Genomic DNA, 26,497 nt, shown 5'->3' on the forward strand with positions numbered 1-26,497 from the left:
CCAAAAATATCTCGGGGAGCGCGAGGGGCTGGCCCCTCGCTCCTATCCTAAACTCCCACGCCCCATTTTTGTTCAAGTACTTCCAGAGCTGCGATCCGCTCATCCGTCTTTGGATGACTCATTAACCAAGCGGGCACAACGCCCGCGCGCTGCTGTGTCAGATCCTCAAGCTTGTGGAACAAAGACTTCTGTGGACCAATCCCGATCCCGGCTTTTGTCAAAAGCGCAGCCGCATATTCATCCGCCTCATATTCATCACTCCGCGACAGGCGGGAGGCCAGCAAATGAGTCAGCATATTTGCAATCCAGGCTCCAATGAACGGGATGAAGCGGTTCAATAGCATCATCAGCGCAGCACGCAGGGCGTTTTGACCCGAGAAATCAATCATCCGCCGCCGGGCGTGGCCAAGGGCGACATGGCCCAATTCATGCGCGATTACGCTTGCCATTTCTTCCGCTGATACTTCGCCGTTGCCAAATTTGCGATAAAAACCGCGAGTGATGAAAATACGCCCATCCGGCGCGGCCAGCCCGTTCACCGGATCGATCTCGTAGATGTAGACTGGGACCCGATCAATCTCCAAGGCTGCAGCCAGCCGGTCCGTCATGCGTTTTAGCGCAGGATCGGCCAGTTCGGTGGACTTCGCATCCAACTCACGATGCGTGCGCCAGACGGATATCCGGTACATCACAACGGCATAGGCTATGGCCAGCAGGATGGGTGTTAAGCGAAGCATGAGTTAGATATGGGCGGCCCACCCCGAGGAGGCAAGCGGTAACTCGCCCTTCACGTCCGATCAGTTATGCGGCTCAATCCAGCCTTACCTGCCTGGCGAGGGCAGGTGCAGGTTCGAATGAAACTCGGCAAGGGACTGCTTGATTAAGACCTCGCCCTTCGAAGCCTCAAAAAATGCGCGTTCAGCTTCCTTTTCTGCGACCAGAGCATCAACTCTCAGGTCCCTCACATCCGCGCGCAGAGCGTCGCGCGCCTCCTCGTAGGTTTCAGCATCGCGCAGCTCATCCTCAAGCGCACTCAGCTTGTCATCATAGTCCGGGTCCGCAGGATCAAGTGCGGCGATATCATCGGCGATGTCTTCGCTGCTGCGGCCATCGTAGTCTTCGTTCAGATCACGCAGTTCACGGCGCGCCTCATAGAGGTCACCGCGTAAGTCGTAATAGGTTTCCGCCGCCGCCTGGTAGGTCGCGATTTTGCCGACATTGCTGTTGGGTGAAGCATTGCGGAACGCCGGGGCCGCTGCCTTAGACGCATTCAGGTTACGCAGCTTGTCCGAGCCATAGGGATCGGTGATCGCTGCAACAAGCGGGTCGCGGTAATAGCGGTAGCGGTCCTTCTTGCGATCGGAATATGGCTTTTCGTAGCGCAGTCGATAGTCGGTTTCATCATAGATCTTCTTATCGTCCGAATAGCGGTAGCCGTCAGGATCGTAAGGCACCGGCTGGATCGTTGCCCAGTCCTTGTGCCGGTGGTTTGGCTGTGGCAGATTGAGATTGCCGTGGAACTCGCCCAGCGTCGCTTTGGTCAATGTACGCCCTTTCGAAGCGTCATAAAAGGCAGCCTCCGCATCTTGCAACGCGTCGCGGGTTTCGTATTTCAGATCCCTCAGATCAGCGCGCAGATCGTCGCGCGCCTCCTCGTAGGTTTCAGCATCGCGCAGCTCATCCTCAAGCGCACTCAGCTTGTCATCATAGTCCGGGTCCGCAGGATCAAGTGCGGCGATATCATCGGCGATGTCTTCGCTGCTGCGGCCATCGTAGTCTTCGTTCAGATCACGCAGTTCACGGCGCGCCTCATAGAGGTCACCGCGTAAGTCGTAATAGGTTTCCGCCGCCGCCTGGTAGGTCGCGATTTTGCCGACATTGCTGTTGGGTGAAGCATTGCGGAACGCCGGGGCCGCTGCCTTAGACGCATTCAGGTTACGCAGCTTGTCCGAGCCATAGGGATCGGTGATCGCTGCAACAAGCGGGTCGCGATAGCGACGCTTGCTGGGCTTCTTATTGTCATAGTGGTTGGATTTATAATCTGTGCGAGCAACAGGTCGCGGGGAATACTCAACCGGAGCCACCGACGCCTTGCGGTACGATTTCTTTACCCGGTTCGCGCTTGACTTGGTTTTTACCGGCGAACGCTTGCCAAATAGTTGCTCGACATCGCGTTTAAACTCTCTTCCAAAGCCCGCCAGTGTGGTCTTTTGTACCTTGCCGTTCCGTCCCTTAGCTTTAGCAGAGGCTTTGGCTGACCGGTGGTGTTTTGCCTTTTGCTTCTTGTTAAACCCGAAAGCCTTTTCCACGCGGTGCGTTTTGGAGTTGGCCTTGCCGGCATCTTTACCCGCGCTTTTGGAACCCTTAGCTTTGCCGGATTTTCCCTTTTCGCCACTTTTGTTGCCGTCGTTGCCTTTTCCGGACTTACCCTTGCCTTTGTTGCCATCGTTGCTTTTTCCAGAATTGCCTTTGCCGCCGCCGCGGCCCTTTCCATTGCCATTATCATTCTTGGCATAAGCGGCGTCAGGGGAAAGTACCAATGTCGCGGTCGCACCCGATGCAATTGCGAACGCTGTAATGGTCAAAACAGATGTCAGGATATTTCGTAGTTTTGAAATGGTCATCTCAGCCCCCCAGCTTCAATCCCTTTGTCGTATATCACGAATTCGAGAGAGGCAGGGAATTTTGCCGAGATTGTTTCTTTGGTGGTTCTTTTGACGCGAATATCTCTGAAAAATGGGCCTATTGTTTCCGGTTTCTGAAAAAACAAGGACTCCGACGGTGACTATCGCGTCAGTTCCCGCATACCTTGTTCTAAACCCGCCAGCGTCATGGGTACCATGCGATCTTCGAATATCTCACGGATCATGCCGATCGAATGGGTGTATTCCCAATACTTCTCTGGCACTGGATTGATCCACAGGTTCGATGTCCACTGTTCGCGTGCACGGCCCAGCCAGACTTGGCCAGATTCCTGGTTCCAATGCTCATTTGCACCACCGGGATAAGCGATCTCGTAAGGACTCATCGAGGCATCGCCGACAAAGATGCATTTGTAGTCCGGCCCGTATGTGCGCAAGACCTCGTGCGTCGGAGTTTGCTGATCCCAGCGGCGGCGATTGTCGCGCCAGACGCCTTCATAGAGGCAGTTGTGGAAGTAGTAGTATTCCAGATGTTTGAATTCGGTTCGGGCCGCTGAGAACAGTTCTTCCACAACCTTGATATGCGGATCCATCGACCCGCCCACGTCCAGAAACAGAAGCACTTTGACGGCGTTGTGTCGTTCGGGACGGGTTTTGACATCCAGATAGCCGTGTTCAGCCGTAGCTCTGATCGTTCCATCCAGATCAAGCTCTTCCGCTGCACCTTCACGCGCCCAGCGGCGCAGGCGTTTCAAGGCAACCTTGATGTTCCGGGTGCCCAGTTCAACAGTGTCATCTAAGTTCTTGAATTCGCGCTTGTCCCAGACCTTTACGGCACGCTGATGTCGGCTTTCTTTCTGGCCGATGCGCACGCCTTCGGGGTTGTAGCCATAGGCGCCGAAAGGTGAGGTGCCCGCGGTGCCGATCCACTTGTTACCGCCCTGATGGCGACCCTGTTGGTCCTTGAGGCGCTCGCGTAGCGTCTCCATCAGCTTCTCAAAGCCACCAAGCGCCTCGATCTCGGCTTTTTCTTCATCCGACAGGTGCTTTTCGGCCATCTTTGCAAGCCACTCGGCAGGAATATCGACCGCCTCGAGTACTTGATCGAAACTGATTTCACCCAACCCTTCGAAACTGGCGGCAAAGGCACGGTCGAACTTGTCGATGTTGCGCTCGTCTTTCACCATCGAAACGCGGGCGAGATAGTAAAACGCCTCGACATCGTATGTCGCCAAGCCCTTTTTCATCCCTTCCAGAAACGTCAGGTATTCGCGCAGAGATACGGGAATGCCAGCGTTTCGGAGGTTTTCGAAGAAGGGCAGGAACATCGTTCTATACCAGACGAACAATGACCAGTGAAATCACCAGCCCGACCAACGCAAAGGCAATGCCGTAACCTGCAGCGTATTGAGCCATATCCGCACCGCTTCCGTTACGTTTGCGTGCTGTCAACGCGCCCAGAATCGCGCCCAGAATAGCCATGCCCAGAACCACTATCATGTGACGTTATCCACCCGTGCTTGTGGCGGCTGACTGCGCGATGTCTTGTGTGACCGAGCGCACCACCAAATCCGAGCCGAAGCCGTAACGTGCCCATCCGATACTGTCCAGCCGAACGCGACGTGCCTGATCTAGTTGACCGGACTGCCGCAGCGCCTCGGATTTGAGCAGCAGCAGGGTGGCCAGAAGGGCGGCGTTCTCGGCCTTCGTCATAACACTGATTGCTTTGTTCAATTCGGGCAGGGCCTCGGCGCCCTGACCCTGTGCCAAAGCAAATGCTGCGGTTTGTGCCGTGATATGAGCGCGCTGAATTTCCGTTCCCGGGGTGGCGTTCAGGTATTTCAGGGCAATTTCATATTGCTGCTGCGCCGCCTCGGGGTCGTCGAATTGCCCCATGCGCCCCAGCAGATAATGCGGATAGGCGCGGCGGTGGTCGGTCCAGCCTTGCTGTTGACCAATTCGCGCTGCCTCGTTCGCAGCGTTGACGCGTTTGGCCGTACCAGCGCCAGCCCCCAAAGCGCGTTGAACTGCGTTAATCCAGGCCCGAGGTGTCTCAGTAACCTGTTGTGGCGCAACCCGATCCCCTCTGGGGTTCAGCCGGCTGAGTACGCCGGGTAGAACCGCCGCCACCTGTTCGCGTGTCATGCCATTTTGCAGCTCAGGCGCATAGGCTGCGCGCAGGATCAACATGTCGAATCCGGTCAGAACCGTGTGGAAATTGTCGTCGTTGAATACTGAATCGGTTAGGCGATAGAGGTCGTTCAGAGGTCCAAGTGCCTGAGCCAATTCTTCATGCAGGCAGTCACGAATTTCCTGTGGGCTGGCATCGTAGGGGATGAATATCCCGATCCGTTCACGTTTTCGCAGTTCGGTCCAGTTGCTTTTGCTTTTGCGCCTGTCACGGCGGTATTCTTCCAGACTTGAAGAGTTGGGCACGACGAAACAGGCTGCCTGCGGCAGGATGCGGCGGATCTGTTTCTGGCTTACAGCCTCGATCGTGATGTTCGCCTGACCCTCTGGAATCTGACGGATGTCGATCTTCGCCTCACGTTGCAACCGTGTCAGTAGCCGGCTCAGGTCGGTCTGCATCGTTGGTGGCGGTGTCCCAGTCAGGCGCACCGTGATGGGTCCATCAAACCGGGTGAAAACGGGCAACTCTGCGCCGCTCTCAAGTGCGAAATGCAGCGAAAGGAAATCTGCGGCGATGTTCTTGTTTGAGCGGGCGGGCGGGCTTGGACGAGCAGCGCCGAAGGATTTAGACGGCGGCAGCGAAGCTTCAATCACCTGGGTACGGGTCGGCGTCTCGATCCGGTCGACCGTGGTGCAGGCAGACAGCGCCGCCAGAAGTAGGGTTGCGCCTAAAAGCCTCATGGTCGCTGATACTTCAGGAACGGCGACAACTTGCCGATGCGGTCATAGAGTTTGCGTGCGGTATGGTTGTTTTCCTGCGTCAGCCAATAGACTGAGGGGGCTTTCTGCCTGTCCGCTTCTTCATAGACGGCCTCAATCAGGGCGCGCCCAACTCCGGTGCCTCGCGCTTCTGGGCGGGCATAGAGATCCTGCAGATAGCAGACACTTTCTTCCTTCCAGGCGTGGCGATGAAACAGGTAGTGGGTCAGTCCAAGCAGTTGCCCATCCAAATCCGCGACAAAACAGGAAAAGTCATTCGGATCATCACCTAAGAGCCGCGCAAAGGTGCTTTGGAAAGTCGAATCCGGCACTTCGGTTTCATAAAATGCCAGGTAGTCACGCCACATTTCGGCCCATTGATCCCGGTCTTCTGGTCGCAAGGGGCGAATTGTGAGGGCGTTAGTCATTTTATTATTTCCTGCTCTGGAGGCCCGATTGGCGCGGGGTCTTTCGTTGATGTAATGCTGACACCCGACCGTACCGATGACAAGCTGTGATCACCGCTTGCTACGTGCCATAAAGGCCAGCCGTTCAAACAGGTGTACGTCCTGCTCATTTTTTAGAAGCGCACCATGTAGCTTGGGCAGTGCATTCACACCGTCGCGTTTAAGGTCCTCAGCGCTCAAGTCCTCAGCCAAGAGCAGTTTCAGCCAGTCCAGCACTTCCGAGGTCGAGGGCTTTTTCTTCAAACCCTGCGTTTCGCGGATTTCGTAGAACTGGGTCAGCGCGGTGGTTAGCAGCGCATCTTTGATGCCGGGGTGATGGACTTCGACGATACGGCGCATCGTGGCTTCGTCTGGAAAGCGGATGTAGTGAAAGAAGCAGCGGCGCAGGAATGCGTCAGGTAGCTCCTTTTCGTTGTTCGACGTGATTATGACGATAGGGCGGTTCTTGGCACGGATCGTCTCGCCGGTCTCGTAGACGTGGAACTCCATCTTATCGAGTTCTTGCAATAGATCGTTGGGGAATTCGATATCAGCCTTGTCGATCTCGTCGATCAGTAGCACGACCTTTTCATCCGCATCGAATGCCTGCCATAGCTTCCCCTTGCGAATGTAGTTCGAAACATCATGCACGCGCTCATCACCTAGCTGACTGTCACGTAGACGGCTGACCGCATCGTATTCATACAACCCCTGCTGCGCGCGCGTTGTGGATTTCACATTCCACTCAATCATCGTCAGCCCCAGCGCGCCTGCGACCTGTTTCGCCAGCTCGGTTTTGCCGGTTCCGGGTTCGCCCTTGACAAGCAGCGGGCGTTCCAGCGTGACGGCCGCGTTCACGGCAATGTTCAGATCGTCGGTGGCAACATATTCTGCGGTGCCTTGAAAACGTGCGGTCATGGGACCCCTCATGTGGTTTCCGCGGAATGCGGGCTGGGTTTGCTCTGCTCGGGTTACAGAGAGGCAAGGTTATTTACAAGCCGGGCCGCAGCGTCGCGAAAGGATGGGATGGGCTGTAAATCCAATCTGTTTTGGGCGATTCGTTCGGGGCGGGGTATCGCAGGGGTTGAAGCTGCCTGAAAAACGCCTTGCGAGAACCACAGAAAAACAAGGTTTTGTTGTTACAAGTCTCAATATTAGAGCAGTCGGAGTGACGCGGCGGCGAGGCATACGTTTGTGTAGTGACAATCTCTGCCCCGTCGGATAAACGCTCCGCAGAAGGGGGTGCCGAATGTCAGGTAATACAATCGCAACCGACGTTTCAGGCCATACCGAGGGAGCAAATATGAAGCAGGAAGTTTTTCTGCCGGAAGATTACCGTCCGGCTGAAGATGAACCTTTCATGAATGATCGCCAGCTTGAGTATTTTCGCCGCAAGCTGATGGATTGGAAGACAGAACTACTCGCAGGCAGCCGTGATACGATCGAAGGTCTGCAAGACAACACCCGAAATATTCCAGATGTTGCCGACCGCGCAAGCGAAGAGACTGACCGCGCGCTGGAACTGCGCACCCGGGATCGTCAGCGCAAGCTGGTGGCCAAGATCGACTCGGCCCTGCGCCGGATCGAAGAAGGGGAGTATGGATATTGCGAGAAGACCGGTGATCCGATCTCGCTCAAGCGCTTGGATGCGCGTCCTATCGCGACTATGACGCTTGAGGCGCAAGAGCGTCACGAGCGCCGCGAAAAGGTCCACCGCGACGATTGATCGCTGGGAAATTGCAACAAAACAACTGCGCCGGGGCCTGTCGCCTCGGCGTTTTTGCGTTATGGCAGGTCCATGAATATCAATGGTCTGAATTTCTGCGTCATTGGCGGCGGCATTGGGGGCATGGCGGCGGCACTCGCACTGCGAAGTCAGGGTGCTCAGGTGACGGTTCTGGAGCAGGCCCCAGAACTGACCGAAGTTGGTGCTGGATTGCAAATCAGTGCGAACGGGATGGCGGTACTGCGTGCGCTAGGCGTTGCTGGTAAGGTCCCGGAAGCTGGACAAATCTCGGGTGGGACCGTTCTGCGCGATTACCGTAATGGGCGCGTGATCAGTCGGGTCCCGGTCCCTGCCGCTGGGTCGACTTACTATTATCACCGGGCAGATCTGCTGGACCTGTTACACAAAGCCGCCTTGCGCTCTGGGGTGGATATTCGGCTGGATGCACCTGTCGCCACGGTTCATAAACACCCAAGCGAAGCCGAGATCGTTCTGGAAAGCGGCGAAAGGCTGCGTGCGGAATGCGCGATCGCCGCAGACGGTGGGCGCAGCGCTATCCGCCCGATCTTGAATGGCCCCGAGGTCCCGGTGTTCACCCATCAGGTTGCCTGGCGAGCAACGATCCCCTGGACCCAGCCAGAAGAACTGCCATGCGCGTCCTTGACGATGGGGCCAGGCCGGCACGTGGTAACCTACCCGCTGCGCGATCAACGCCTCGTGAACATCGTGGCCATAGAAGAGCGTTCCGACTGGCAAGAGGAAGGCTGGCGACGTCAGGGTGATCCCGACGACCTGCGAACCCGGTTCGCCGATTTTGGCGGACCGGTTGGTGAGATATTGTCAAAGATTGACGAGGTTCACCTTTGGGCGCTGTTTCTGCGCCCCGTGGCGCAAATCTGGCAGAATGGGCGATTGGCCTTACTTGGGGATGCGGCGCACCCGACGTTGCCTTTTATGGCCCAAGGAGCTTGCCTAGCACTGGAAGATGCCTGGGTCCTGACACGCGCGTTCCAGGACAACTCAGGCGTCGCCCGCGCATTGGCTACCTATGAAGCCACTCGACGACCGCGTGCCAGGCAAGTGGTTGGCGCCGCAGGCGCAAATGCGCGTAGTTTCCACCTTCGTGGGCCAATGAGGCTGGCCGCGCAGGCCGCCTTAATGGCGGTTGGTCCACGCTTGGCGCGGCGCTACGAGTGGATCTATAGCTACGACGCGACCGCGTAAGCTTTCACAGGTCGAGATCAACCCAGACCGGCACATGGTCCGAAGGTTTTTCGTGCCCCCTCACTTCGGCATCGATCCTGCAATCACGCATCAAATCTGCAGCTTGCGGCGTCAGAAGAAAGTGATCGATGCGGATCCCGTCGTTTCTGTTCCACGCACCGGCTTGATAATCCCAGAATGAGTAATGACCGGGGCCTTGCGTTCGTGCGCGAAAGGCTTCGGTGAAGCCCAGATTTAATATCTTGCGAAATGCTGCACGGCTTTCGGGCCGAAACAACGCATCCTCGCGCCAGGCGTCGGGGCGCTTGGCATCTTCGGCCTGCGGAATAATATTGTAATCCCCGGCCATCAATGCGGGTTCCTCTGATGCCATCAAATCGCGGGCACGATCATAGAGGCGCTCCATCCACTCAAGCTTGTAGTCATATTTCGGCCCCGGCACCGGATTGCCATTTGGCAGATACAATCCGCAGATGCGCAGTGCTCTCTTTCCTATGACAGTGGCTTCGATCCAGCGCGCCTGCTCATCACTTTCATCACCGGGCAACCCAAGGGAGACATCCTCAAGCGGCAATTTCGAAAGGATTGCAACGCCGTTGAAGCTCTTTTGCCCGTGGGTTTCAACGTTATATCCACGCTCCCCGAAAATCTCGCGGGGGAAATTCTCATCGATTGATTTGATTTCCTGCAGCAACACGACATCGGGCTGTGCCTCATCCAACCAGCGAGGTAACGCCTCGGCCCGTGCCTTGATACCGTTGATGTTGAATGTGGCGATTTTCATGCGTGATCCTCCGGTGCCATTGGCAACCTATCGCGCAGAATACACGCAACGGCAAGTTGCCGAACAAGTAAGCGAGGCTCTGCCTCGCGCTCCGAGGTATTTTGGGCCAGATCAAGAAACGGATTCTTAACCATATTCGTCAAAACTGAGTATGCGGTACAGGCGGAGGCGCCGATGACCGCGCCAGGTGAAGTTCTCTGACTTTGACTGTCAGAGAGCGGATCCCTCTTCATCTGGCTAAAAATACCTTGGGGGTGTGGGGGCAAAGCCCCCACCGGAGCTACATCGAGAACGATGTGCCGCAGCCGCAAGAAGACGTGGCGTTGGGGTTCTCAATCACGAAGCGCGCGCCGATGAGTTCCTGTGTGAAATCAATTACCGCGTTCTCCAGAAACGGCAGAGAGATCGAGTCGACGATGACCTTTTGGCCTTTGCCCTCTAGCACCAAATCGTCCTCTTTCGGCTCATCCAGGGCGATCTCGTATTGAAAACCGGAACATCCGCCACCCTCCACAGCGACACGCAGGGCCTGGCCCTGATCTGCGGCACCGATTTCGGCCAGGCGTTCAAAGGCGCGTTCTGTGACTGTTGGGGGCAGATTCATGCCGGTCTCCAAAGGTTTATTTCCTTAGCATCGTACAATATATGGAACCTGACGACAGGCGACAAGGACAAGACCTTTGGACAGAGCGGGTTTTGCCTCGGACCCAGGCCGCGCAAGGGGGCGGCTTGTACCTGAGGAGGAAAGCAGTTTTCGGTCATGCTTTCAGCGCGACCGTGACAGGATTATTCATGCCAGCGCGTTTAGGCGCCTCAAACACAAAACTCAGGTGTTTGTCGAGCATGAGGGCGACAGTTATCGAACTCGCCTGACGCATTCCATAGAAGTGGCTCAGGTGGCCCGAACGATTGCCGGGGCCTTAGGCTTGAACGGCGAATTGACCGAAGCGGTCGCGTTGGCGCACGACCTCGGGCATACGCCGTTTGGCCACACGGGCGAGGATGCTCTGCATGCGTTGATGGAGCCATATGGTGGCTTCGATCACAACGCGCAGGCCATTCGGATCGTAACCAAACTTGAGCGTCACTACGCCGAGTTTGATGGGTGCAACCTGACCTGGGAATGTCTGGAAGGAATAGCTAAACACAACGGACCGGTTACTGGCGAGCTGCCCTGGGCGCTGGCCGAATGCAACCAGGGCTTTGACCTCGAACTCCATACCCATGCGAGCGCCGAGGCGCAGGTCGCGGCGCTATCGGACGACATTGCCTACAACAACCACGATCTGTTTGACGGATTGCGGGCGGGATTGTTCAGAGATGAAGACATTCAGCAGCTTCCCATAATTGATGCCTGTTTCGCCGAAGTGGATGCCAAGTATCCGGGTCTTGACCCTTATCGCCGTCGGCACGAGGCGCTCAGACGGGTATTTGGCGTCATGGTTTCGGATGTTATCGACACCTCACGCGCGTTGATAGCGGCCTCGGGGGCGCAGTCGGTCGAGGATATCCGCCATCTGGGTTATCCGGTCATTCAATTCTCGGATGATCTTTGGGCGAAGCTCAAACAGATCCGTGCCTTACTGTTTTCGCGCATGTATCGCGCACCGAGCGTGATGGAAGTGCGCGCCAGTGTCAGCAAGGTGGTTGAGGAACTGTTTCCGATTTACCTGTCCGACCCGAAACAGATGCCCAGGCACTGGCATGTCGATATCGAGACGGCAAAGGATGAGACCGCGCTGGCCCGCATCGTCTCGGATTATATCGCGGGCATGACCGACAGGTTTGCGCTGCAAGACCATGCCCGGCTTACCGGAGATCACTCGATCGCAATATAGGCGATGGCCCAGACCTGTTGGCTGGCTTGTGTTTGAGCCAGTTCAGCATCATTCGTGGGCGGGAAAACGATCATCGTGGGGCCGTAACTACCAATGCCCATCGGCACGCCATCCGCGTGGGTGGCCACGATGGGTTGATGTGTCTCGATGCTTTCCCATGGGATTTCAGCCTGATAGCCATCCATAGCCATGGGCAGAGCAGATTTGCCCCTCGCACCTGCCATCGTCATCACGTCGGACAACAGTGGGCCGGAAAAGGTATAGTCGCGCTGGTTCTCTGGCGGGCCGTAGGGGATGGTGATTTCGATCTGTTCCAACCCGTCCAGCATGGCAGCGTCAAAGCCTGCTGCACCGTCATGTGTGACTTCGAGAAAACCCAACAGCCCACCGTCGTTCTCAGCGCGCGCGGGCAGATTGGTTTCGGTGATGGCGCCACCGAGCGTCAGCAGTACGTGGCCTTGAGGTGAGGGCATCTCGGCCCATGTGGGCAGGGCGGTGGTCAGCAACAGGGCGAAGGGCAGGGTAAGGCGCATTCAGGGGCTCCGGTCACGGTTTTCCCCGACCTTAGCCCTGATAGCGGTTAATCCAAGCGCAAAATTTAGGCGTCCATTGACCTTGGCGCTTTGCGTGGTAAACCCCGCGGCAAGCAAAAGGACATCCGAAATGAACCTGTTTTCCGAGATCCGCGGCCTGGTACTGGACGCGCTGGCGCAGATGCAGTCCGAAGGCGCGCTGCCTGAGGGGCTGAGCTTTGACAACGTGGCGGTTGAGCCTCCGCGCGATGCGGCGCATGGCGATATGGCGACCAATGCGGCGATGGTACTGGCGAAACCGGCGAAGATGAAGCCGCGGGACATTGCGGATGTGCTTGCGGGCAAGCTGTCTGCAGACGACCGGATCACCAGCGCCGAGGTGGCGGGCCCGGGCTTTCTAAACCTGCGGCTTGCGTCTTCAGTTTGGCAGGGAGTGTTGGCTGCGGTGCTGGAAAAGGGCACCGGTTATGGCCGTTCGACCATGGGATATGGTCAGAAGGTGAACGTGGAGTATGTCTCGGCCAACCCGACCGGCCCGCTGCATGTGGGCCACACGCGGGGGGCTGTGTTCGGTGATGCGCTGGCAAGCTTGCTGGCCTATTCGGGCCATGAGGTGACCCGCGAATACTACATCAACGATGGCGGCGCGCAGGTGGATGTGTTGGCGCGGTCGGCCTATGAAAGGTATCGCGAGGCGAATGGTCTGAGCCCAGAGATCGCCGAGGGCCTGTACCCGGGCGATTACCTGATCCCGATCGGTGAAGCGCTGAAAGAGAAATACGGCGACAGCCTGATCGACAAGCCGGAAAGCGAATGGCTGGAAGAGCTGCGCAACTTTGCCACCGACGCGATGATGGACCTGATCCGCGCCGACCTGAAGGCGCTGGGCGTTGAGATGGACGTGTTCTTCTCAGAGAAGTCGCTCTACGGCACGGGTCGGATCGAGGCGGCGCTGCAGTCTTTGACCGACAAGGGCCTGATCTACGAAGGCGTGCTTGAGCCGCCGAAAGGCAAGAAGCCCGAGGATTGGGAGCCGCGCGAGCAAACCTTGTTCAAATCTACTGAACACGGGGATGACGTCGACCGCCCGGTCAAGAAATCGGACGGCAGCTGGACCTATTTCGCCCCGGATATCGCTTATCATTATGACAAGGTGAGCCGTGGGTTTGACGCGCTAATCGACGTGTTCGGTGCGGACCATGGCGGCTATGTCAAACGGATGAAGGCGGCGGTTTCGGCCCTTTCCGATGGTAAGGTGCCGCTGGATATCAAGCTGACCCAATTGGTGAAGTTGTGGAAGAATGGCGAGCCATTCAAGATGTCCAAGCGGGCAGGGAACTTTGTCACGTTGCGCGATGTAGTCGATCAGGTCGGGCCTGATGTAACCCGTTTCGTGATGCTGACCCGCAAGAACGACGCACCGCTGGATTTCGATTTCGACAAGGTGCTGGAACAAAGCCGCGAAAACCCGGTGTTCTACGTCCAATACGCCCATGCCCGCGTCATGAGTGTGCTGCGCCGCGCCGCTGAGGCCGGGATTTCTGCCGATGATACTACGCTATCAGGGGCAGATCTGGGCAAGATCGACCACGCCTCTGAGCTGACCGTTGCCAAGAAGCTGGCAGAATGGCCACGTCTGGTTGAAATCGCCGCTCGCACAAATGAACCGCACCGGGTTGCCTTCTATCTCTATGAATTGGCAGGAGATTTCCACGCGCTGTGGAACAAGGGCAATGACGAAACCCAGTTGCGCTTCATTCAGGATGGCGATGTTGCCACAAGCCAATCGAAAATCGCACTGGCCCGGGCTGTTTCTGTTGTGATTTCAGCGGGCTTGGGTATTCTTGGCGTTACCCCGGCGCAGGAGATGCGATAACAAATATCGCCCGAACCGCCGGTCTGAGGCAGACAAGAAATGACCCGCGCGCCACTTTTTACGGCGCAATCGGGCGGTGAGGCGGAAATGGCACGTTACGATTACTCGGGGCAGCATAGCCCCGAGCAGATGCATTACTCGAATCAATCGCATCCTGAAGATGCGTATGATTATCCTGATGAAAGCTATAGCTATGATGACGCCCCGCGCGCAGGCGCTGGGCTGGGCCGTATTGTCAACGTGCTTGGGGCGGTTGCGTCTTTGGCGCTGGTCGCCGGAGTCGGCGTTTGGGGCTACCAACTGATCATGCGCGACGTCAGCGGGGTACCGGTCGTGCGTGCCGCCGAAGGACCCATGCGCGTGCAGCCCGAAAATCCCGGCGGGACGCCTGCTGATCATCAGGGCCTAGCGGTGAATGCAGTTGCCGCTGTCGGGACTGCTGCACCGCCGGCAGATCGTCTGATCCTCGCACCGCGTCCCGTGTCTCTGACTGATGAAGACACGCCCATGACCGCGCTTGAGGCCACAAATGCAGTGCAAGTGATTGAGGAACCTGCCACTGATCAGGCGATCGTGAACGCTCTGGCCGAAGGGCTCGCCGCCGAACCTTTGCCCGAACAGGCGCCTGAGCAGGGCGTGCAATTGGCTTCCCTGGTCACGCCCGAAGACGAGCCCGCGATTGATCCGGCTGATTACGCAGCGCAACAGCCCGACCCTAAGATTGCTGCACTGCCTGGTGTGCGCCGGTCGCTGCGTCCGCATGTGCGTCCAGCCCGCGCTACGCCAAGTTCTATTTCGTCCAACAGCGCTACGGAAGCTGCGATCAATGCTGCAGTAAAGGCTGCTGTTGGTCTGGATGTTGATCCCGATACATTGACCAAAGGCACGCGACTTGCTCAGCTTGGGGCATACGAAAGCGCCGATGTGGCGCAGGCCGAATGGGCTCGTTTGAATGGCCGATTTGGGGAATATATGGATGGAAAACAGCGTGTTATACAGAAGACCTCAAGCGGAGGACGAACCTTCTATCGCCTGCGTGTCATGGGGTTTGATGATCTGAGCGACTCGCGCCAGTTTTGCGCGGCCCTAGTCGCGCAGGGTGCAGACTGTATCCCGGTCGCCGTCCGGTGAGATTTGGCGCGGTTATCACCGATGCCGAAGGGCTGCGCCTGACGCCGGATGAAAAAGCTTTGTTCAAAGAGATGAACCCGTTCGGGTTCATTCTGTTTGCCCGCAACATCGAATCCGCTGACCAGACCCGCGCCTTGTGCGAGGACTTCCGCGAGGCGGTTGGCCGAAATTGCCTAATCACAGTCGATCAGGAAGGTGGCCGCGTACAACGTCTGCGCGCACCTTTAGCCCGTGAATGGTTGCCCCCTTTGGATCATGTCGCGCATGCCGGAGATCAGGCCGAGCGCGCGATGTATCTGCGCTATCGTCTGATCGCGCATGAACTGCTGGGATTGGGCATCGACAGCAATTGTGCGCCGATGGTCGATCTGGCCCGCGAGGGTACTCATGCGTTCCTGAAGAACCGCTGCTATGGGTCTGATCCCGAAAAGGTTTCCGCGATTGGTCGAGCCGTTGCCAACGGACACTTTGATGGCGGAGTGTTGCCGGTAGTAAAGCACATGCCCGGCCACGGTCTGTCGACGCTCGACAGTCATCACGAGTTGCCGCATGTGGATCTTTCTCTAAGTGCACTGGAAGCAGCAGATTTTGCACCATTCCGCGCGCTGAACGACTTGCCGATGGGGATGACGGCGCATTTGGTTTATGACCAGATCGATCCACGGCCCGCAACGATTTCTGCTGGAATGATGACTTTGATTAGGGAGCGCATCGGTTTCGACGGTCTGATTATGACCGACGATATCACGATGAAAGCCCTGAACGGCGCGCCCGCCGACTTGGCCCGACAGGCACTGGACGCTGGATGCGATGTTACTTTGCACTGCAACGGGGCCTTTGAAGAGCGTGCTAAGGTGCTCGAAGCCGCTGGTGAGATGTCGGATGCGGCACAAGCCCGCGCAGATCGGGCGTTGGCTCGACGCCAGCCGCCACAGGAACTTGACATCCAAGCCGCCGAGGCGGAACTATCTGCCCTAATGGGCGGGCAGGTATATGCAGGATAACCTTTTCAGCGAAGACCCGGTCTCGGTTGCCGATCGGCTGGCCGCCGAGGCTTTGATTGTGGACGTCGACGGGTTTGAGGGTCCGCTCGATGTGCTTTTGACACTTTCGCGTACGCAAAAAGTGGACTTGCGCAAAATCTCGGTTCTGGCGTTAGCGCAACAGTATCTGACCTTTGTCGAAAAAGCGCGTCAGTTGAGGATCGAACTGGCCGCCGACTATCTGGTGATGGCGGCCTGGCTGGCCTTTCTGAAATCCCGCTTGCTGCTGCCTCCGGACCCGGATGATGAGGGTCCTTCGGGTGAAGAACTCGCCGCGCACCTCGCGTTCCAATTGGAACGCTTGCAGGCCATGCGCGATGCCGCTGCGCGCCTGATGGCGCGTGATCAATTGGGCCGAGATTTTTTCAAACGCGGGCAGGGTGAGGATGTTACGCGTATCCGCACCGTGACCTATTCCGCCACACTACTGGACCTGATGCAGGGCTATGCGCGTATCCGCACGCGCGACGAGTTCCGCCCCTTCGTCATGGACCGCGACGCCGTTTTCACCATGGAACAAGCGCTTGAGCGAATGCGACCCCTAATAGGCTTTGCCGGTGCGTGGACGGATATGGAGACCTACCTGCCCGAAGGCTGGGATGCTGATCCGGTTCGGCGACGCTCTGCCACGGCTGCAACCTTCGCAGCCTCGCTTGAGCTGGTGAAAGAAGGACATATGGAGATCAAGCAAAGCGAGACCTTTGCGCCGATCCATCTGCGTAAGAGGACTGAGACACGTGACTGACGCCAACGAAGAGACAGGCACACTGTTCGAAGCGCCGCCCTTGGCGGAACAGGAACGTATGGTCGAGGCCGTGCTGTTTGCCAGCGCCGAGCCGGTGACGATTGGTGATCTTGAAGCGCGGATGCCCCATGGCAGCAATGCCGCGCAAGCTGTTGAATCGCTTCAGAAACGGTACGAAGGGCGCGGGGTGCGTGTGGTGCGCGTTGGTGAGGCTTGGGCGATCCGCACAGCCCCCGATCTTGGCTTCCTGATGCAGAAGGAAACTGTCGAGACCCGCAAGCTTAGCCGGGCGGCCATCGAAACGCTGGCGATCGTGGCTTATCACCAGCCCTGCACCCGCGCCGAGATTGAGGAAATCCGGGGCGTGTCCGTTTCGCGCGGCACCATTGATCAACTGCTTGAGATGGAGTGGATCCGACTGGGCCGCCGTCGCATGACACCAGGCCGTCCGGTGACATTCGTCGTAACGCCTGAGTTTCTGGATCATTTCGGGCTGGAAAACGCCCGTGACCTGCCGGGCCTGAAGGAGTTACGCGCAGCCGGACTGTTGGAGAATCGCCCACCCCCTGGTGCTGTGCCGCTGGGCGAAGGAAAGGGTGATGACGAGGACGAAGATCAAACCGAGCTGTTCGAAGAAGAGTGATCGGACGGCCCTTTTATTGCCGCAGATCGCACCTATCCTAGGGTGCACATAACGGAGTTGAGCCAATGAATGCCAATCGGATCATCGATATGATCGTGCGCCGGGTGATGCGTCGCCTGGTGAACCACGGTGTGGACAAGGGTATTGATATGGCCAGCAAGGTGGGCCGCAAACCGGGTCAGTCTGATGTTGAGAATGGCCCCGAGGCGGATCGCCAGATGCGCGATGCGACCAAGCGCCAAAATCAAAGCGCAAAGCAGATGCGGCAGGTGTCGCGTCAGATGCGTCGGTTCATGAAGTTCTGAAACTCAGCCCACAGCTTTGAAATGCTTGGACAGTTTCAGGCCTTGACCCTGATAGTTCGAAGCAATCCCAGCACCATATAGCTGTGTCGGCATTTCGGCCATCTTCTCATAAACCAGGCGCCCGACGACTTGTCCGTGTTCCAACACAAATGGCGCTTCGTGGCAGCGCACTTCCAGCACCCCGCGTGATCCAGCGCCGCCTGCTTCGGCATGTCCAAAGCCCGGGTCAAAGAATCCGGCGTAATGTACCCGGAACTCGCCGACCATAGCGAGATATGGGGCCATTTCAGCAGCATACATTGGCGGGATATGCACCGCTTCGCGGCTGACGAGAATGTAGAACGCGCCGGGGTCGAGGATGATGCGACCGTCCTTGGTATGCACCTCTTCCCAGTATTCCTGCGGGTCGTATTCGCCGATCCGATCCAGATCGATCACCCCGGTATGGGGCTTGGCGCGATAGCCGACCAGATCGGTATCGGGCAGTTGCAGATCGACCGAAAACCCCAACCCGTCCTGAATGACGGCTGGCCCATCAACCAACGGCGTTTGACCATGCAACGCGGTCAGCTCGGCGTCGCTGAGTACCGCCTGACCTTTGCGGAAACGGATCTGATTCAGACGCATTCCGGGGCGCACCAGAACCGAGAACGATCGCGGGCAGATCTCGGCATAAAGCGGACCTGTGTAGCCTGCGGGAACCCGATCAAACTCGGTTCCGCCATCGGTGATCGTGCGCGTGAGCAAGTCGAGCCGCCCGGTCGAGCTTTTGGCATTGGCCACCGCACTGACGTCATCGGGCAGGGCGAGCGATTCCATTAGCGGCACCAGATAGACACAGCCCTTTTCCAGAACAGCGCCTTCAGTGATGTCGATGCGGTGCATCTCAAACTCGGCCAGCCGGTCTGCGACAGACCGTCCTTCGCCCGCCAGAAAGGACGCGCGCACCCGGTAAGCCACTGTTCCCAAACGTAGATCAAGGCTTGCCGGCTGCACCTGTGCAGGGATGATGTCCGGGCTGGCGGTGATCTCACCGCGTGCAATCATCGCCTCAAGCTGTTGGTTTGGGCAAACACCTGTCATCTCGATCCCCTCTGCTGCCAGAGCGGGATCTGGCCTATGTGCCATAAACGTCGGTGTGATTTGGTCGGGCTAGCAGGACTCGAACCTGCGACCTTCCGTCCCCCAGACGGACGCGCTACCAGGCTGCGCCATAGCCCGACGTTGAGGTGTTCATAAAGACTTTCCCGGCGGGGGCAAGAGGAAATCATCGCCTTTTTTGCTATCCCGCCGTGTGGTGTTCGACGCGATCCAGCCACCTGCGCAGGTCCTTGGCGATGGGTGCAATCTGGTGCAACAGCTCATCGTCATACTCGTCACGATTCCATGCCAGCGAGGCAATACCACCCATCAGCGGCGCTGCATCCAGCTCAGCCGGTATCGGTTTGGGTTCGGGGGTTGCGACGGGTTTCGGAGCCTCTGGGGCAGGGGAATGGGCGGGTTCGCCCAAATCCATGTCGATCTGGTTTGCGGATGGTTCCGGCGCTGAAGCGAACGGAACCACAGTATCGTCGATGCTGGGTGCGGGCGCGTTTTCGTCCAGGCTAGGTGACAGCGATGCAACATGCGCAACGCCCTGTTCCCGAAGGATACGCTGAACACCTTTGATGGTAATCCCGTCCTCGTGTAGCAGTTTCTTGATACCGCCCAGCAGGCGCATATCATTGGGGCGATAATATCGCCGCCCACCGGCGCGTTTGACGGGTTTGACTTGGGTAAATCGGCTTTCCCAGAAACGCAGCACATGAGCCTGAACTCCGAGCCAGTCCGCAACTTCACTTATGGTGCGAAAGGCATCGGGGGACTTACTCATAACCTGGATGTCCTGAACTTACTTGCGGTTCCCTGCGGCGACGCGATCCTTCATCAGGTGCGACGGACGGAATGTCAGTACACGACGGGGCTGGATCGGAACCTCTTCACCGGTTTTAGGGTTGCGACCGATACGGGCAGTTTTGTCCCGAACGCTGAAGGTGCCGAAGGACGAAATCTTGACCTGTTCGCCACGCACCAGCGCGTCAGACATGTGGTTCAGAACGCTTTCGACCAGCTGTGCGCTTTCATTGCGTGACAGGCCAACCTCACGAAAGACGGCCTCGCTCAGATCCATTCGGGTCAGTGTTTTGTCGCCCATGCTTTTTCCCCTGTTGATGTCTGAGCATATGGCTATGCAAAATTCGCTGTCAATATCAATGAATTGCAGGAGGCTCTGTAAGCCGGATTGTGCCGGTCACCAACGCAGTGCGACCGCACCCCAGGCCAGACCGCCACCAATCGCCTCTGTAACGATCAGATCGCCGGTTTTGATCTGGCCGTTTTGCTTGCCCACCGACAGGGCCAGAGGGATTGAGGCTGCCGATGTGTTGCCATGGTCCTGAACGGTGACCACAACGTTATCCATCGGCAGGCCCATCTTCTTGGCGGTGCCCTGAATAATGCGGATATTGGCCTGATGCGGCACGATCCAGTCAACATCGTCGCTGGACAGACCTGCACGCTCCAGCGCGACTTCTGCGGTTCGGGCCAGTTTCTCGACCGCATGACGGAAGACCTGATTGCCCTGCATCCGCAAGTGGCCGGTGGATTGGGTCGAAACCCCGCCATCAACATAGAGAAGGTCTTTGTAGCGTCCGTCCGAATTCAAGTCGGTCGCAAGAATACCGCGATCATCCGAAGTGCCCTGACCCTCTTGCTCTTCCAGAACCAGTGCGCCCGCGCCATCGCCAAACAGCACGCAGGTCGACCGGTCGGTCCAGTCCATGATTCGTGAAAAGGTCTCGGCGCCGATCACCAGTACGCGCTTGGCCTGACCGGACAGGATCAGGGCGTTGGCGTTGCTGAGCGCAAAGACAAACCCTGCGCAGACCGCCTGTACATCGAAGGCAAAACCTTTGGTCATGCCCAACCGGGCCTGTACCATGGTTGCCGCCGAAGGAAAGGTCAAATCAGCTGTGGAGGTTGCCAGTACAATCGCGTCGATATCATCCGCCGTCAGTCCGGCATCAGCCAGTGCGGCTTCGGCCGCTTTGGTGGCTAGATCGGAAGTGGTTTCGTCCTCGGCCGCAAAGTGTCGCCGCTCGATCCCGGACCGGGTGCGAATCCATTCGTCCGTCGTATCCAGCGTTTTCTCGAACTCAGAGTTCGGTACAACGCGCTCTGGCAAATAATGCCCGACACCTACAACAACTGAGCGGCCTGCCATGCTGGGGTACTGCCTTTTTTGTTATTATTCCGATTGAGACACGGAATGGGCCGCATCTTGTGCAAGTGCGGCTGTTGATGCAACCCGTGCCGCCAATTTTTCGGCGAAACCGGATTCAGCCAGAGTGAAGGCCAGCTTAACCGCTGCGGAAACGCCGGTTGCGTCCGCTCCGCCGTGGGATTTCACCACGGTTCCGTTGAGTCCCAAGAACACGCCGCCATTGACGCGGCGCGGGTCTATCCGCTTTTTCAGACGATTCAACGAGGTGATTGCCAGGATCGAGGCCAGCCGGGATAGGGGCGAGTATTTGAACGCTTCACGAAGCAAATCACCGATAAGGTTCGCGGTCCCTTCGCCGGTTTTAATGGCGACATTTCCAGTGAAGCCGTCGGTCACGATCACGTCAGCTTTGTCGCCGGGGATATCGCTGCCTTCGACAAAGCCCACGAATTCGAAATTCGCCTGATCGGCAAAGTCCGAGATCATCGCGTGGGCTTCTTTCAGTTCGGCGCGGCCCTTGTGTTCTTCGGTGCCGACATTCAGCAACCCGATCCGAGGGCGGCTGAGCGCCATACCGTTGCGCGCGTATGAAGCCCCCATCAGCGCGTATTGCAAAAGGTCCTTGGCATCAGCGCGCACATCTGCGCCGACGTCCAGCATCACGTTGAACCCATGCGGATTGCGCGAGGGCCACAGGATCGCGATGGCAGGGCGGTTCACGCCGGGCAGCTTGCGCAGCCGCAACATGGACATGGCCATCAGCGCGCCCGTATTGCCGCAGGACACCGCGCCGTGCGCTTCACCTGCACGCACCGCTTCCAGAGCGGACCACATCGATGTGCTCTTGCCGCTGCGGACAACCTGGCTTGGTTTGTCTTCCATCGTGACCACGTCCGGGCAATCACGAAAAACGACGCGCCCATCAAGGACACGCCGTTTGGCAACCAGCTTGCGTAGTTCCTGTTCCTGACCGTGCAGGATGAACCCGATCTTCGGGTTCTTGTCCGCAGATTTCGCAATGCCCGCCACAACGACGGCAGGGCCCGAATCTCCGCCCATAGCGTCAACCGAGATGATGATCCGTCCGGTCTGCGTGGGCTGATCCGTCATGCCTTGGCCTGCGTCCAATCAGGCTTAGGCCGCGTCTTCGTCCAGGTCGATTTCGTCGGCCTGAGCGACGACTTCACGATCGTCATAGTGGCCGCAAGATGCGCAAACGTGGTGTGGGCGCTTCAGCTCGCCGCAGTTCGGGCATTCGTTCGGGTTTGCAGCAACCAGAGCGTCGTGTGCGCGGCGGTTGTTGCGACGCGACTTGGAAACTTTGTTCTGTTGGACGGCCATGGTCTCAACCTTTGTCTGATATGGGCTGACAGAATCGCTGTCAGCCGGGTTACGTACTTTGTTTTCTCGTGGTTTGACGCGCGTTTAAGGGGCTTGCCCCGCAATGTCCAACCCAAATTCCAATGAGCGCGCGAAAATACTGCGATTCTCGTCATGTTCAAGCGGTTTTTCTGACGGCCTGCTATGACAGGAAATCCCTCGCCTGTCACTCGTCTTTTTTCATCGCATCCCGCAGCCCCGCCAAACCAGCGAAGGGTTTTACATCCTCATCTGTGAGGGCCTGTTTGCCCGGTTCGGTATAGTCTATCTGGCCCAGCTCGACTCCATCCTTCCGTGGATATTGGGGCAGGGCCAGCGACAGCGCTTCAACCATGATCAGCGCAGGATCGATCTCGGGGCCAAGCGGTTCGGTCTCGTCATCCTCGGGGATTTCGAACTCGGGCTCTTCTGGATCGCTCCAATCGGCCACAAAGATGCGACTCACCAGGGTGTCGATGCGTGTGGTCACAGGTTCCAACGTCACGACACAAGGTTGGATCACCGTTGCGCCCAGCTTGCCTGAAAGCGTCCAATCCCGTTTGCCCTGCGCGCGCAATTCGCCGACAAAGCTGAGCTTGCGCAGGCCAAGCAGGCCGAGCTCTTGTTTTATGGCCTCCAGCGCCTCGCCGGTCGGGCGCAACTCAAACGGGGTCGGAGCGTTTTGCGGCAGGTCTGCAACGCGTAAAGATGTCTGGTTGCTCATTCGTGAGGTTTTCCTGTGTTGAACCGGAGCCTTGGTTTCTGTAATCGGATAGGGTCCGCAAGGGGCCATGGCAAGAGGATGTGCATGTTGAAGGGTTTGAACAGGTTGAAACCAGCGTCGAAAACGCTTGTCTTTGCGGCCTGTCTGGCGGTCGCGGGCGCATGTTCACCAATCTTCAAGAATCACGGCTACGTGCCTCCGCCAGAGGATCTGGCCAAAATCAAGGTCGGCGTCGATACCCGCGATAGTGTTGAAGAAACCATCGGCGCGCCCAGCTCGGCGGGCGTGGTGCGGGATTCGGGCTATTACTATGTCGCCTCGCGCGTCCGTCATTATGGGCCCAAACGACCCGAGGTCGTTTCACGTGAACTGGTCGCGATCAGCTTTGATCAGCGCGGTGTCGTTCGTAATATCGAGCGGTTCGGCCTGGAAGACGGCTATGTCATCGTGCTGGATCGTCGCGTGACCGATTCCAACGTGGAAGACAAAGGCTTCCTGCGTCAGCTTCTGGGTAACATCGGCAACTTCAACCCGGCAAATATTCCTGGCGCAAACAACTAAAGCGACCAATTCTCTTGCAGTGGTCACAGGACAGTCACACATTCTGTAGTAAGGACCAGACAGATGTGACCGGTCAGCAACCGCAGGAGGATGCGACCATGGCGGTTTTGTTGGACAAGGGCCGATATCGCGCCCGCTTGGCGCAAACCGAGCAAGACGTGGCGGCGGCGCAGACGCTGAGGATGCTGACCTTTGCTACTGATGGTCAGGATTGTGATGCTTTTGACGAACGCTGCGCCCATGTTCTGGTCGAAGATCTGCAGGCCGGTGGGGCGTTGGTGTGCTGTTTCCGTATGCTAACAATGCAGGGCGGCTTTGAAATCGGACTCAGCTACTCGGCACAGTTCTATGACCTGTCGGCGCTATGCGATTTTACGGGACCGATGGTCGAGATGGGTCGGTTCTGTATCCACCCGGACTACAATGATCCGGATATCTTGCGTGTCGCGTGGGGCGCAATGACGGCGTATGTCGATCAGAACGGGATCGAAATGCTGTTTGGTTGTTCGTCATTCGCTGGAACAGAAACTGCCGAATATCTTGACGCTTTTGCGATGCTCAAACACCGACATCTGGCACCAAGGCGATGGTTGCCGCGAGTCAAGGCGCCGGATGTGTTTCGCTTTGCGGCGCGTTTGCGCCGACGCCCCGATGTAAAACAGGCGATGCTTAGGATGCCGCCCTTGTTGCGTACCTATCTGATGATGGGGGGGTGGGTCAGCGATCATGCGGTGGTAGACAGGCACATGAACACCCTGCATGTGTTCACCGGCCTTGAAATCGGAGCAATTCCCCCAGCTCGTAAACGGTTGCTGCGGGCGGTGGCAGGGTGATTTGAGTATCTGGGAAAAGGTGAAGTTGGGGCGTTGACGCCTTGCTTTGGCCGGTTTAGCTGGCGGGTATGGCGAGAATTCCTTTATTGCAGATGTCCGGTATCTCTCTGACGTTCGGGGGTGATCCGGTGTTTTCCGATCTGGACCTTGTGGTTCAACCCGGTGATCGCGTCGCGCTGGTCGGGCGGAACGGGTCTGGCAAATCCACTTTGATGAAAGTGATGGCCGGGCTGGTCGAGGCCGATCAGGGTGAAATCGTCATCCCTCCTGGTAAATCAGTGGGTTACATGGAGCAGGATCCCGGAATGCAAGGATTCGCGACGCTTGGAGACTATGCCTCAAGCGGGTTGGAACCGGGTGAGCTGTATAAGGTCGAACGCGCGGGCGAAGGGCTGAAATTCGACCCTGAGCGCGCGGTCGAAACCGCTTCGGGTGGGGAAAGGCGACGCGCCGCCTTGGCCAAGCTGATGGCCGAAGCGCCGGACCTGATGTTGCTGGACGAACCGACGAACCACCTGGATATCGAGGCGATAGCGTGGTTGGAGCGTGAGTTGGGCTCGACCCGTGCAGCCTATGTTCTGATCTCGCATGATCGCGCATTCCTGCGTGCGTTGACCCGTGCGACGCTGTGGATCGATCGCGGAGTTGTGCGGCGGCAGGAACAGGGCTTTGCGGCCTTTGAAAGCTGGAGGGATAAGGTCTGGGAAGAGGAGGATCAGCAGCGCCACAAGCTGAACCGCTTGATCAAGTCCGAGTCGCGATGGGCCGTCGAGGGTATCAGCGCCCGCCGCAAGCGCAATCAGGGTCGTGTTCGGGCGCTACAAGCCTTGCGCGCCGAGCGTGCAGCGCAGATCAAACGTCAGGGATCGGCTGCCATGACGTTGGAATCCGGTCCGAAATCAGGCCGCAAGGTCATCGAGGCCAATGGCGTTTCAAAGGCATTTGACTCTCAGCAGATCGTGCGCAATTTCGATCTTCTGGTTCAGCGAGGCGACCGTGTGGCCTTTGTTGGGCCGAACGGTGTGGGCAAGACCACGTTGCTGAAAATGCTGCTGGGTCAGGTCGAACCGGACAAGGGTTCGGTGGTGCTGGGTACTAACCTTGAGATCGCCGTGTTCGATCAGGCGAGGGCACAGCTGGACCCGGAAATGAGCCTGTGGGACAGCTTGACCGGCGATCCCGAGATGCGGGTCTCGGGCAAGGCCGATCAGGTGATGGTCGGCGGGCAGCCCAAGCATGTGGTGGGCTATCTCAAAGAGTTTCTGTTTGATGATGCGCAGGCAAGAGCGGCTGTTAAGTCATTGTCCGGAGGGGAAAAAGCCCGGTTGCTGTTGGCGAAACTGATGGCGAAAACATCGAACCTGCTGGTGCTGGACGAACCGACGAACGACTTGGATGTTGAAACGCTGGATCTGCTGCAGGAATTGCTGGACGACTATGATGGCACGGTGCTGCTCGTTAGCCACGATCGGGATTTTCTGGATCGGGTTGCGACCACAACCATCGCCATGGAGGGCAACGGGCGCGCGACCGTCTATGCTGGTGGTTGGTCCGATTACATCGCTCAGCGAGGTGATGTGGATGCGAAAAAGGAAGAAAAAGCAAGGTCTTCAAAGCCTAAAATAAAGCAAGAGACGAAGCAGAAGGCGGGGCTTTCATTTTCGGAGAAACACCGACTTGAGAAGCTACCAGCAGAGATCGCGCGCCTTGAAGCCGAGATCGCCAAGCTCGAAGAACTGATGTCTGATCCTGAGCTGTTCACACGCGAACCGATCAAGTTCCAGAAGGCAACCGATGCCCTGGTCGAACGGCAGGAAAAACTGTCAGCGGCTGAGGAAGAGTGGCTGATGCTTGAAGAGAAGGCCGAAGCCGGTTGAGTCCGAGTTGTACAACTTCAATCGACTAGATTGTCTGAGTTGTACAAACCTATGCA

General features: G+C 57.6%; 29 protein-coding genes and 1 tRNA gene. 12 read left to right on the plus strand and 18 right to left on the minus strand.

Features of this window, described 5'->3' with window-relative positions; genetic code table 11:
* Positions 1 to 47: 47 nt before the first annotated feature.
* The 7 genes from ACR0L9_RS05845 to ACR0L9_RS05875 all read right to left on the minus strand — a co-directional run bounded on the left by ACR0L9_RS05845 (position 48) and on the right by ACR0L9_RS05875 (position 6,895).
* Complete coding sequence (locus ACR0L9_RS05845) at positions 48 to 737, minus strand: M48 family metallopeptidase (RefSeq protein ID WP_170396642.1); 690 nt, start codon at positions 735 to 737, stop codon at positions 48 to 50.
* A gap of 84 nt (positions 738 to 821) precedes the next feature.
* Positions 822 to 2,624 carry a hypothetical protein gene (locus tag ACR0L9_RS05850; RefSeq protein WP_480895184.1) on the minus strand — a complete coding sequence of 601 codons (1,803 nt, stop codon included), beginning with the start codon at positions 2,622 to 2,624 and terminating at the stop codon, positions 822 to 824.
* A 161-nt stretch (positions 2,625 to 2,785) separates the two neighbouring features.
* On the minus strand, positions 2,786 to 3,970 hold the full coding sequence (locus tag ACR0L9_RS05855; protein WP_170611080.1) for a vWA domain-containing protein: 1,185 nt from the start codon (positions 3,968 to 3,970) through the stop codon (positions 2,786 to 2,788).
* Between the two features lie 4 nt (positions 3,971 to 3,974).
* Positions 3,975 to 4,142 (minus strand): hypothetical protein, encoded by a 168-nt coding sequence (locus ACR0L9_RS05860; protein WP_170396648.1) that lies wholly within the window; start codon positions 4,140 to 4,142, stop codon positions 3,975 to 3,977.
* 6 nt (positions 4,143 to 4,148) lie between these two features.
* Complete coding sequence (locus tag ACR0L9_RS05865; RefSeq protein WP_480895186.1) at positions 4,149 to 5,513, minus strand: DUF2927 domain-containing protein; 1,365 nt, start codon at positions 5,511 to 5,513, stop codon at positions 4,149 to 4,151.
* The gene (locus tag ACR0L9_RS05870) at positions 5,510 to 5,959 is read right to left on the minus strand and encodes a GNAT family N-acetyltransferase (RefSeq protein WP_170509831.1); all 450 of its coding nucleotides are present in this window, start codon (positions 5,957 to 5,959) and stop codon (positions 5,510 to 5,512) included. Before ACR0L9_RS05870 ends, ACR0L9_RS05865 begins: the two co-directional genes overlap by 4 nt.
* 90 nt (positions 5,960 to 6,049) lie before the next feature.
* Positions 6,050 to 6,895, minus strand: coding sequence for an AAA family ATPase (locus ACR0L9_RS05875; RefSeq protein WP_170406386.1), 846 nt, complete (start codon positions 6,893 to 6,895; stop codon positions 6,050 to 6,052).
* A 385-nt stretch (positions 6,896 to 7,280) separates the two neighbouring features.
* Between ACR0L9_RS05875 and dksA the strand changes: the two genes are divergently transcribed.
* Positions 7,281 to 7,703, plus strand: a complete 423-nt coding sequence (dksA, locus tag ACR0L9_RS05880) for an RNA polymerase-binding protein DksA (protein ID WP_074736317.1) — start codon at positions 7,281 to 7,283, stop codon at positions 7,701 to 7,703.
* Positions 7,704 to 7,775: 72 nt separating this feature from the next.
* Entirely contained in the window at positions 7,776 to 8,927 is a 1,152-nt protein-coding gene (locus tag ACR0L9_RS05885) for an FAD-dependent monooxygenase (protein WP_480895188.1), read from the plus strand.
* 4 nt (positions 8,928 to 8,931) lie between these two features.
* Here ACR0L9_RS05885 and xth read toward each other — a convergent pair whose 3' ends face one another.
* Both xth and ACR0L9_RS05895 read right to left on the minus strand, forming a co-directional pair.
* Positions 8,932 to 9,711: an exodeoxyribonuclease III gene (gene xth / locus ACR0L9_RS05890; RefSeq protein ID WP_170611073.1), complete on the minus strand. Its 780-nt coding sequence runs from the start codon at positions 9,709 to 9,711 to the stop codon at positions 8,932 to 8,934.
* A 280-nt stretch (positions 9,712 to 9,991) separates the two neighbouring features.
* Positions 9,992 to 10,315: a HesB/IscA family protein gene (locus ACR0L9_RS05895; RefSeq protein ID WP_170406378.1), complete on the minus strand. Its 324-nt coding sequence runs from the start codon at positions 10,313 to 10,315 to the stop codon at positions 9,992 to 9,994.
* Positions 10,316 to 10,391: 76 nt separating this feature from the next.
* Here ACR0L9_RS05895 and ACR0L9_RS05900 point away from each other — a divergent pair, with 76 nt between their 5' ends.
* On the plus strand, positions 10,392 to 11,549 hold the full coding sequence (locus ACR0L9_RS05900; protein ID WP_480895191.1) for a deoxyguanosinetriphosphate triphosphohydrolase: 1,158 nt from the start codon (positions 10,392 to 10,394) through the stop codon (positions 11,547 to 11,549).
* Here ACR0L9_RS05900 and ACR0L9_RS05905 read toward each other — a convergent pair.
* Entirely contained in the window at positions 11,531 to 12,082 is a 552-nt protein-coding gene (locus ACR0L9_RS05905) for a molybdopterin-binding protein (RefSeq protein WP_170422124.1), read from the minus strand. The two genes, ACR0L9_RS05900 and ACR0L9_RS05905, sit on opposite strands and share 19 nt — an antisense overlap.
* 130 nt (positions 12,083 to 12,212) lie before the next feature.
* Between ACR0L9_RS05905 and argS the strand changes: the two genes are divergently transcribed.
* From argS to ACR0L9_RS05935, 6 genes are all read left to right on the plus strand, one after another.
* A complete protein-coding gene (gene argS / locus ACR0L9_RS05910; RefSeq protein WP_480895192.1) occupies positions 12,213 to 13,958 on the plus strand; it encodes an arginine--tRNA ligase in 1,746 nt (581 codons plus the stop codon).
* A 39-nt stretch (positions 13,959 to 13,997) separates the two neighbouring features.
* Complete coding sequence (locus ACR0L9_RS05915) at positions 13,998 to 15,089, plus strand: SPOR domain-containing protein (protein WP_480585286.1); 1,092 nt, start codon at positions 13,998 to 14,000, stop codon at positions 15,087 to 15,089.
* Positions 15,086 to 16,093: a beta-N-acetylhexosaminidase gene (nagZ, locus tag ACR0L9_RS05920; RefSeq protein WP_170396666.1), complete on the plus strand. Its 1,008-nt coding sequence runs from the start codon at positions 15,086 to 15,088 to the stop codon at positions 16,091 to 16,093. Before ACR0L9_RS05915 ends, nagZ begins: the two co-directional genes overlap by 4 nt.
* On the plus strand, positions 16,083 to 16,877 hold the full coding sequence (locus ACR0L9_RS05925) for a segregation and condensation protein A (RefSeq protein ID WP_170509855.1): 795 nt from the start codon (positions 16,083 to 16,085) through the stop codon (positions 16,875 to 16,877). Before nagZ ends, ACR0L9_RS05925 begins: the two co-directional genes overlap by 11 nt.
* On the plus strand, positions 16,870 to 17,520 hold the full coding sequence (scpB, locus tag ACR0L9_RS05930; RefSeq protein ID WP_170422113.1) for an SMC-Scp complex subunit ScpB: 651 nt from the start codon (positions 16,870 to 16,872) through the stop codon (positions 17,518 to 17,520). The genes ACR0L9_RS05925 and scpB overlap by 8 nt, the downstream gene beginning before the upstream one ends.
* A 65-nt stretch (positions 17,521 to 17,585) precedes the next feature.
* Positions 17,586 to 17,825 (plus strand): hypothetical protein, encoded by a 240-nt coding sequence (locus tag ACR0L9_RS05935; RefSeq protein ID WP_170396673.1) that lies wholly within the window; start codon positions 17,586 to 17,588, stop codon positions 17,823 to 17,825.
* Between the two features lie 3 nt (positions 17,826 to 17,828).
* On the opposite strand, the gene ACR0L9_RS05940 is transcribed toward ACR0L9_RS05935, so the two are convergent.
* The 8 genes from ACR0L9_RS05940 to ACR0L9_RS05975 all read right to left on the minus strand — a co-directional run bounded on the left by ACR0L9_RS05940 (position 17,829) and on the right by ACR0L9_RS05975 (position 23,170).
* A complete protein-coding gene (locus ACR0L9_RS05940) occupies positions 17,829 to 18,908 on the minus strand; it encodes a 2'-deoxycytidine 5'-triphosphate deaminase (protein WP_170611156.1) in 1,080 nt (359 codons plus the stop codon).
* A gap of 61 nt (positions 18,909 to 18,969) precedes the next feature.
* Positions 18,970 to 19,046: transfer RNA gene (locus ACR0L9_RS05945), tRNA-Pro, on the minus strand.
* A gap of 61 nt (positions 19,047 to 19,107) precedes the next feature.
* Positions 19,108 to 19,698 carry a MerR family transcriptional regulator gene (locus ACR0L9_RS05950; protein WP_170422104.1) on the minus strand — a complete coding sequence of 197 codons (591 nt, stop codon included), beginning with the start codon at positions 19,696 to 19,698 and terminating at the stop codon, positions 19,108 to 19,110.
* 18 nt (positions 19,699 to 19,716) lie between these two features.
* On the minus strand, positions 19,717 to 20,019 hold the full coding sequence (gene ihfA / locus ACR0L9_RS05955; RefSeq protein WP_008755922.1) for an integration host factor subunit alpha: 303 nt from the start codon (positions 20,017 to 20,019) through the stop codon (positions 19,717 to 19,719).
* Between the two features lie 96 nt (positions 20,020 to 20,115).
* Entirely contained in the window at positions 20,116 to 21,087 is a 972-nt protein-coding gene (locus ACR0L9_RS05960) for a beta-ketoacyl-ACP synthase III (protein WP_170406350.1), read from the minus strand.
* Between the two features lie 24 nt (positions 21,088 to 21,111).
* Positions 21,112 to 22,197 carry a phosphate acyltransferase PlsX gene (gene plsX / locus ACR0L9_RS05965; RefSeq protein ID WP_170396680.1) on the minus strand — a complete coding sequence of 362 codons (1,086 nt, stop codon included), beginning with the start codon at positions 22,195 to 22,197 and terminating at the stop codon, positions 21,112 to 21,114.
* Positions 22,198 to 22,221: 24 nt separating this feature from the next.
* Positions 22,222 to 22,428 (minus strand): 50S ribosomal protein L32, encoded by a 207-nt coding sequence (gene rpmF, locus ACR0L9_RS05970; RefSeq protein ID WP_008756996.1) that lies wholly within the window; start codon positions 22,426 to 22,428, stop codon positions 22,222 to 22,224.
* 205 nt (positions 22,429 to 22,633) lie between these two features.
* Positions 22,634 to 23,170, minus strand: a complete 537-nt coding sequence (locus ACR0L9_RS05975; RefSeq protein WP_480895195.1) for a YceD family protein — start codon at positions 23,168 to 23,170, stop codon at positions 22,634 to 22,636.
* A gap of 84 nt (positions 23,171 to 23,254) precedes the next feature.
* Between ACR0L9_RS05975 and ACR0L9_RS05980 the strand changes: the two genes are divergently transcribed.
* The 3 genes from ACR0L9_RS05980 to ACR0L9_RS05990 all read left to right on the plus strand — a co-directional run bounded on the left by ACR0L9_RS05980 (position 23,255) and on the right by ACR0L9_RS05990 (position 26,441).
* Positions 23,255 to 23,731 (plus strand): outer membrane protein assembly factor BamE, encoded by a 477-nt coding sequence (locus ACR0L9_RS05980; protein ID WP_170396685.1) that lies wholly within the window; start codon positions 23,255 to 23,257, stop codon positions 23,729 to 23,731.
* Between the two features lie 98 nt (positions 23,732 to 23,829).
* Positions 23,830 to 24,564 carry a GNAT family N-acyltransferase gene (locus tag ACR0L9_RS05985; RefSeq protein WP_170396687.1) on the plus strand — a complete coding sequence of 245 codons (735 nt, stop codon included), beginning with the start codon at positions 23,830 to 23,832 and terminating at the stop codon, positions 24,562 to 24,564.
* 68 nt (positions 24,565 to 24,632) lie between these two features.
* Positions 24,633 to 26,441: an ABC-F family ATP-binding cassette domain-containing protein gene (locus ACR0L9_RS05990; protein ID WP_480895197.1), complete on the plus strand. Its 1,809-nt coding sequence runs from the start codon at positions 24,633 to 24,635 to the stop codon at positions 26,439 to 26,441.
* Positions 26,442 to 26,497 lie beyond the last annotated feature (56 nt).

It is taken from the genome of Ruegeria sp. I3 (assembly GCF_056532525.1).

Excerpts from the sequence above, each read along its gene's own strand:
- ACR0L9_RS05915 (WP_480585286.1), top strand. The coding sequence starts at position 13,998 with ATGACCCGCGCGCCACTTTTTACGGCGCAATCGGGCGGTGAGGCGGAA.
- argS (WP_480895192.1), top strand. The coding sequence starts at position 12,213 with ATGAACCTGTTTTCCGAGATCCGCGGCCTGGTACTGGACGCGCTGGCG.
- dksA (WP_074736317.1), top strand. The coding sequence starts at position 7,281 with ATGAAGCAGGAAGTTTTTCTGCCGGAAGATTACCGTCCGGCTGAAGAT.
- ACR0L9_RS05940 (WP_170611156.1), bottom strand. The coding sequence starts at position 18,908 with ATGACAGGTGTTTGCCCAAACCAACAGCTTGAGGCGATGATTGCACGC.
- ACR0L9_RS05950 (WP_170422104.1), bottom strand. The coding sequence starts at position 19,698 with ATGAGTAAGTCCCCCGATGCCTTTCGCACCATAAGTGAAGTTGCGGAC.
- ACR0L9_RS05860 (WP_170396648.1), bottom strand. The coding sequence starts at position 4,142 with ATGATAGTGGTTCTGGGCATGGCTATTCTGGGCGCGATTCTGGGCGCG.
- ACR0L9_RS05905 (WP_170422124.1), bottom strand. The coding sequence starts at position 12,082 with ATGCGCCTTACCCTGCCCTTCGCCCTGTTGCTGACCACCGCCCTGCCC.
- ACR0L9_RS05895 (WP_170406378.1), bottom strand. The coding sequence starts at position 10,315 with ATGAATCTGCCCCCAACAGTCACAGAACGCGCCTTTGAACGCCTGGCC.
- rpmF (WP_008756996.1), bottom strand. The coding sequence starts at position 22,428 with ATGGCCGTCCAACAGAACAAAGTTTCCAAGTCGCGTCGCAACAACCGC.
- ACR0L9_RS05980 (WP_170396685.1), top strand. The coding sequence starts at position 23,255 with ATGTTGAAGGGTTTGAACAGGTTGAAACCAGCGTCGAAAACGCTTGTC.
- ACR0L9_RS05885 (WP_480895188.1), top strand. The coding sequence starts at position 7,776 with ATGAATATCAATGGTCTGAATTTCTGCGTCATTGGCGGCGGCATTGGG.
- ACR0L9_RS05875 (WP_170406386.1), bottom strand. The coding sequence starts at position 6,895 with ATGACCGCACGTTTTCAAGGCACCGCAGAATATGTTGCCACCGACGAT.
- ACR0L9_RS05935 (WP_170396673.1), top strand. The coding sequence starts at position 17,586 with ATGAATGCCAATCGGATCATCGATATGATCGTGCGCCGGGTGATGCGT.
- ihfA (WP_008755922.1), bottom strand. The coding sequence starts at position 20,019 with ATGGGCGACAAAACACTGACCCGAATGGATCTGAGCGAGGCCGTCTTT.
- ACR0L9_RS05975 (WP_480895195.1), bottom strand. The coding sequence starts at position 23,170 with ATGAGCAACCAGACATCTTTACGCGTTGCAGACCTGCCGCAAAACGCT.
- plsX (WP_170396680.1), bottom strand. The coding sequence starts at position 22,197 with ATGACGGATCAGCCCACGCAGACCGGACGGATCATCATCTCGGTTGAC.
- ACR0L9_RS05985 (WP_170396687.1), top strand. The coding sequence starts at position 23,830 with ATGGCGGTTTTGTTGGACAAGGGCCGATATCGCGCCCGCTTGGCGCAA.
- ACR0L9_RS05855 (WP_170611080.1), bottom strand. The coding sequence starts at position 3,970 with ATGTTCCTGCCCTTCTTCGAAAACCTCCGAAACGCTGGCATTCCCGTA.
- ACR0L9_RS05870 (WP_170509831.1), bottom strand. The coding sequence starts at position 5,959 with ATGACTAACGCCCTCACAATTCGCCCCTTGCGACCAGAAGACCGGGAT.
- ACR0L9_RS05865 (WP_480895186.1), bottom strand. The coding sequence starts at position 5,513 with ATGAGGCTTTTAGGCGCAACCCTACTTCTGGCGGCGCTGTCTGCCTGC.
- ACR0L9_RS05850 (WP_480895184.1), bottom strand. The coding sequence starts at position 2,624 with ATGACCATTTCAAAACTACGAAATATCCTGACATCTGTTTTGACCATT.
- ACR0L9_RS05925 (WP_170509855.1), top strand. The coding sequence starts at position 16,083 with ATGCAGGATAACCTTTTCAGCGAAGACCCGGTCTCGGTTGCCGATCGG.
- xth (WP_170611073.1), bottom strand. The coding sequence starts at position 9,711 with ATGAAAATCGCCACATTCAACATCAACGGTATCAAGGCACGGGCCGAG.
- ACR0L9_RS05845 (WP_170396642.1), bottom strand. The coding sequence starts at position 737 with ATGCTTCGCTTAACACCCATCCTGCTGGCCATAGCCTATGCCGTTGTG.
- ACR0L9_RS05990 (WP_480895197.1), top strand. The coding sequence starts at position 24,633 with ATGGCGAGAATTCCTTTATTGCAGATGTCCGGTATCTCTCTGACGTTC.
- ACR0L9_RS05960 (WP_170406350.1), bottom strand. The coding sequence starts at position 21,087 with ATGGCAGGCCGCTCAGTTGTTGTAGGTGTCGGGCATTATTTGCCAGAG.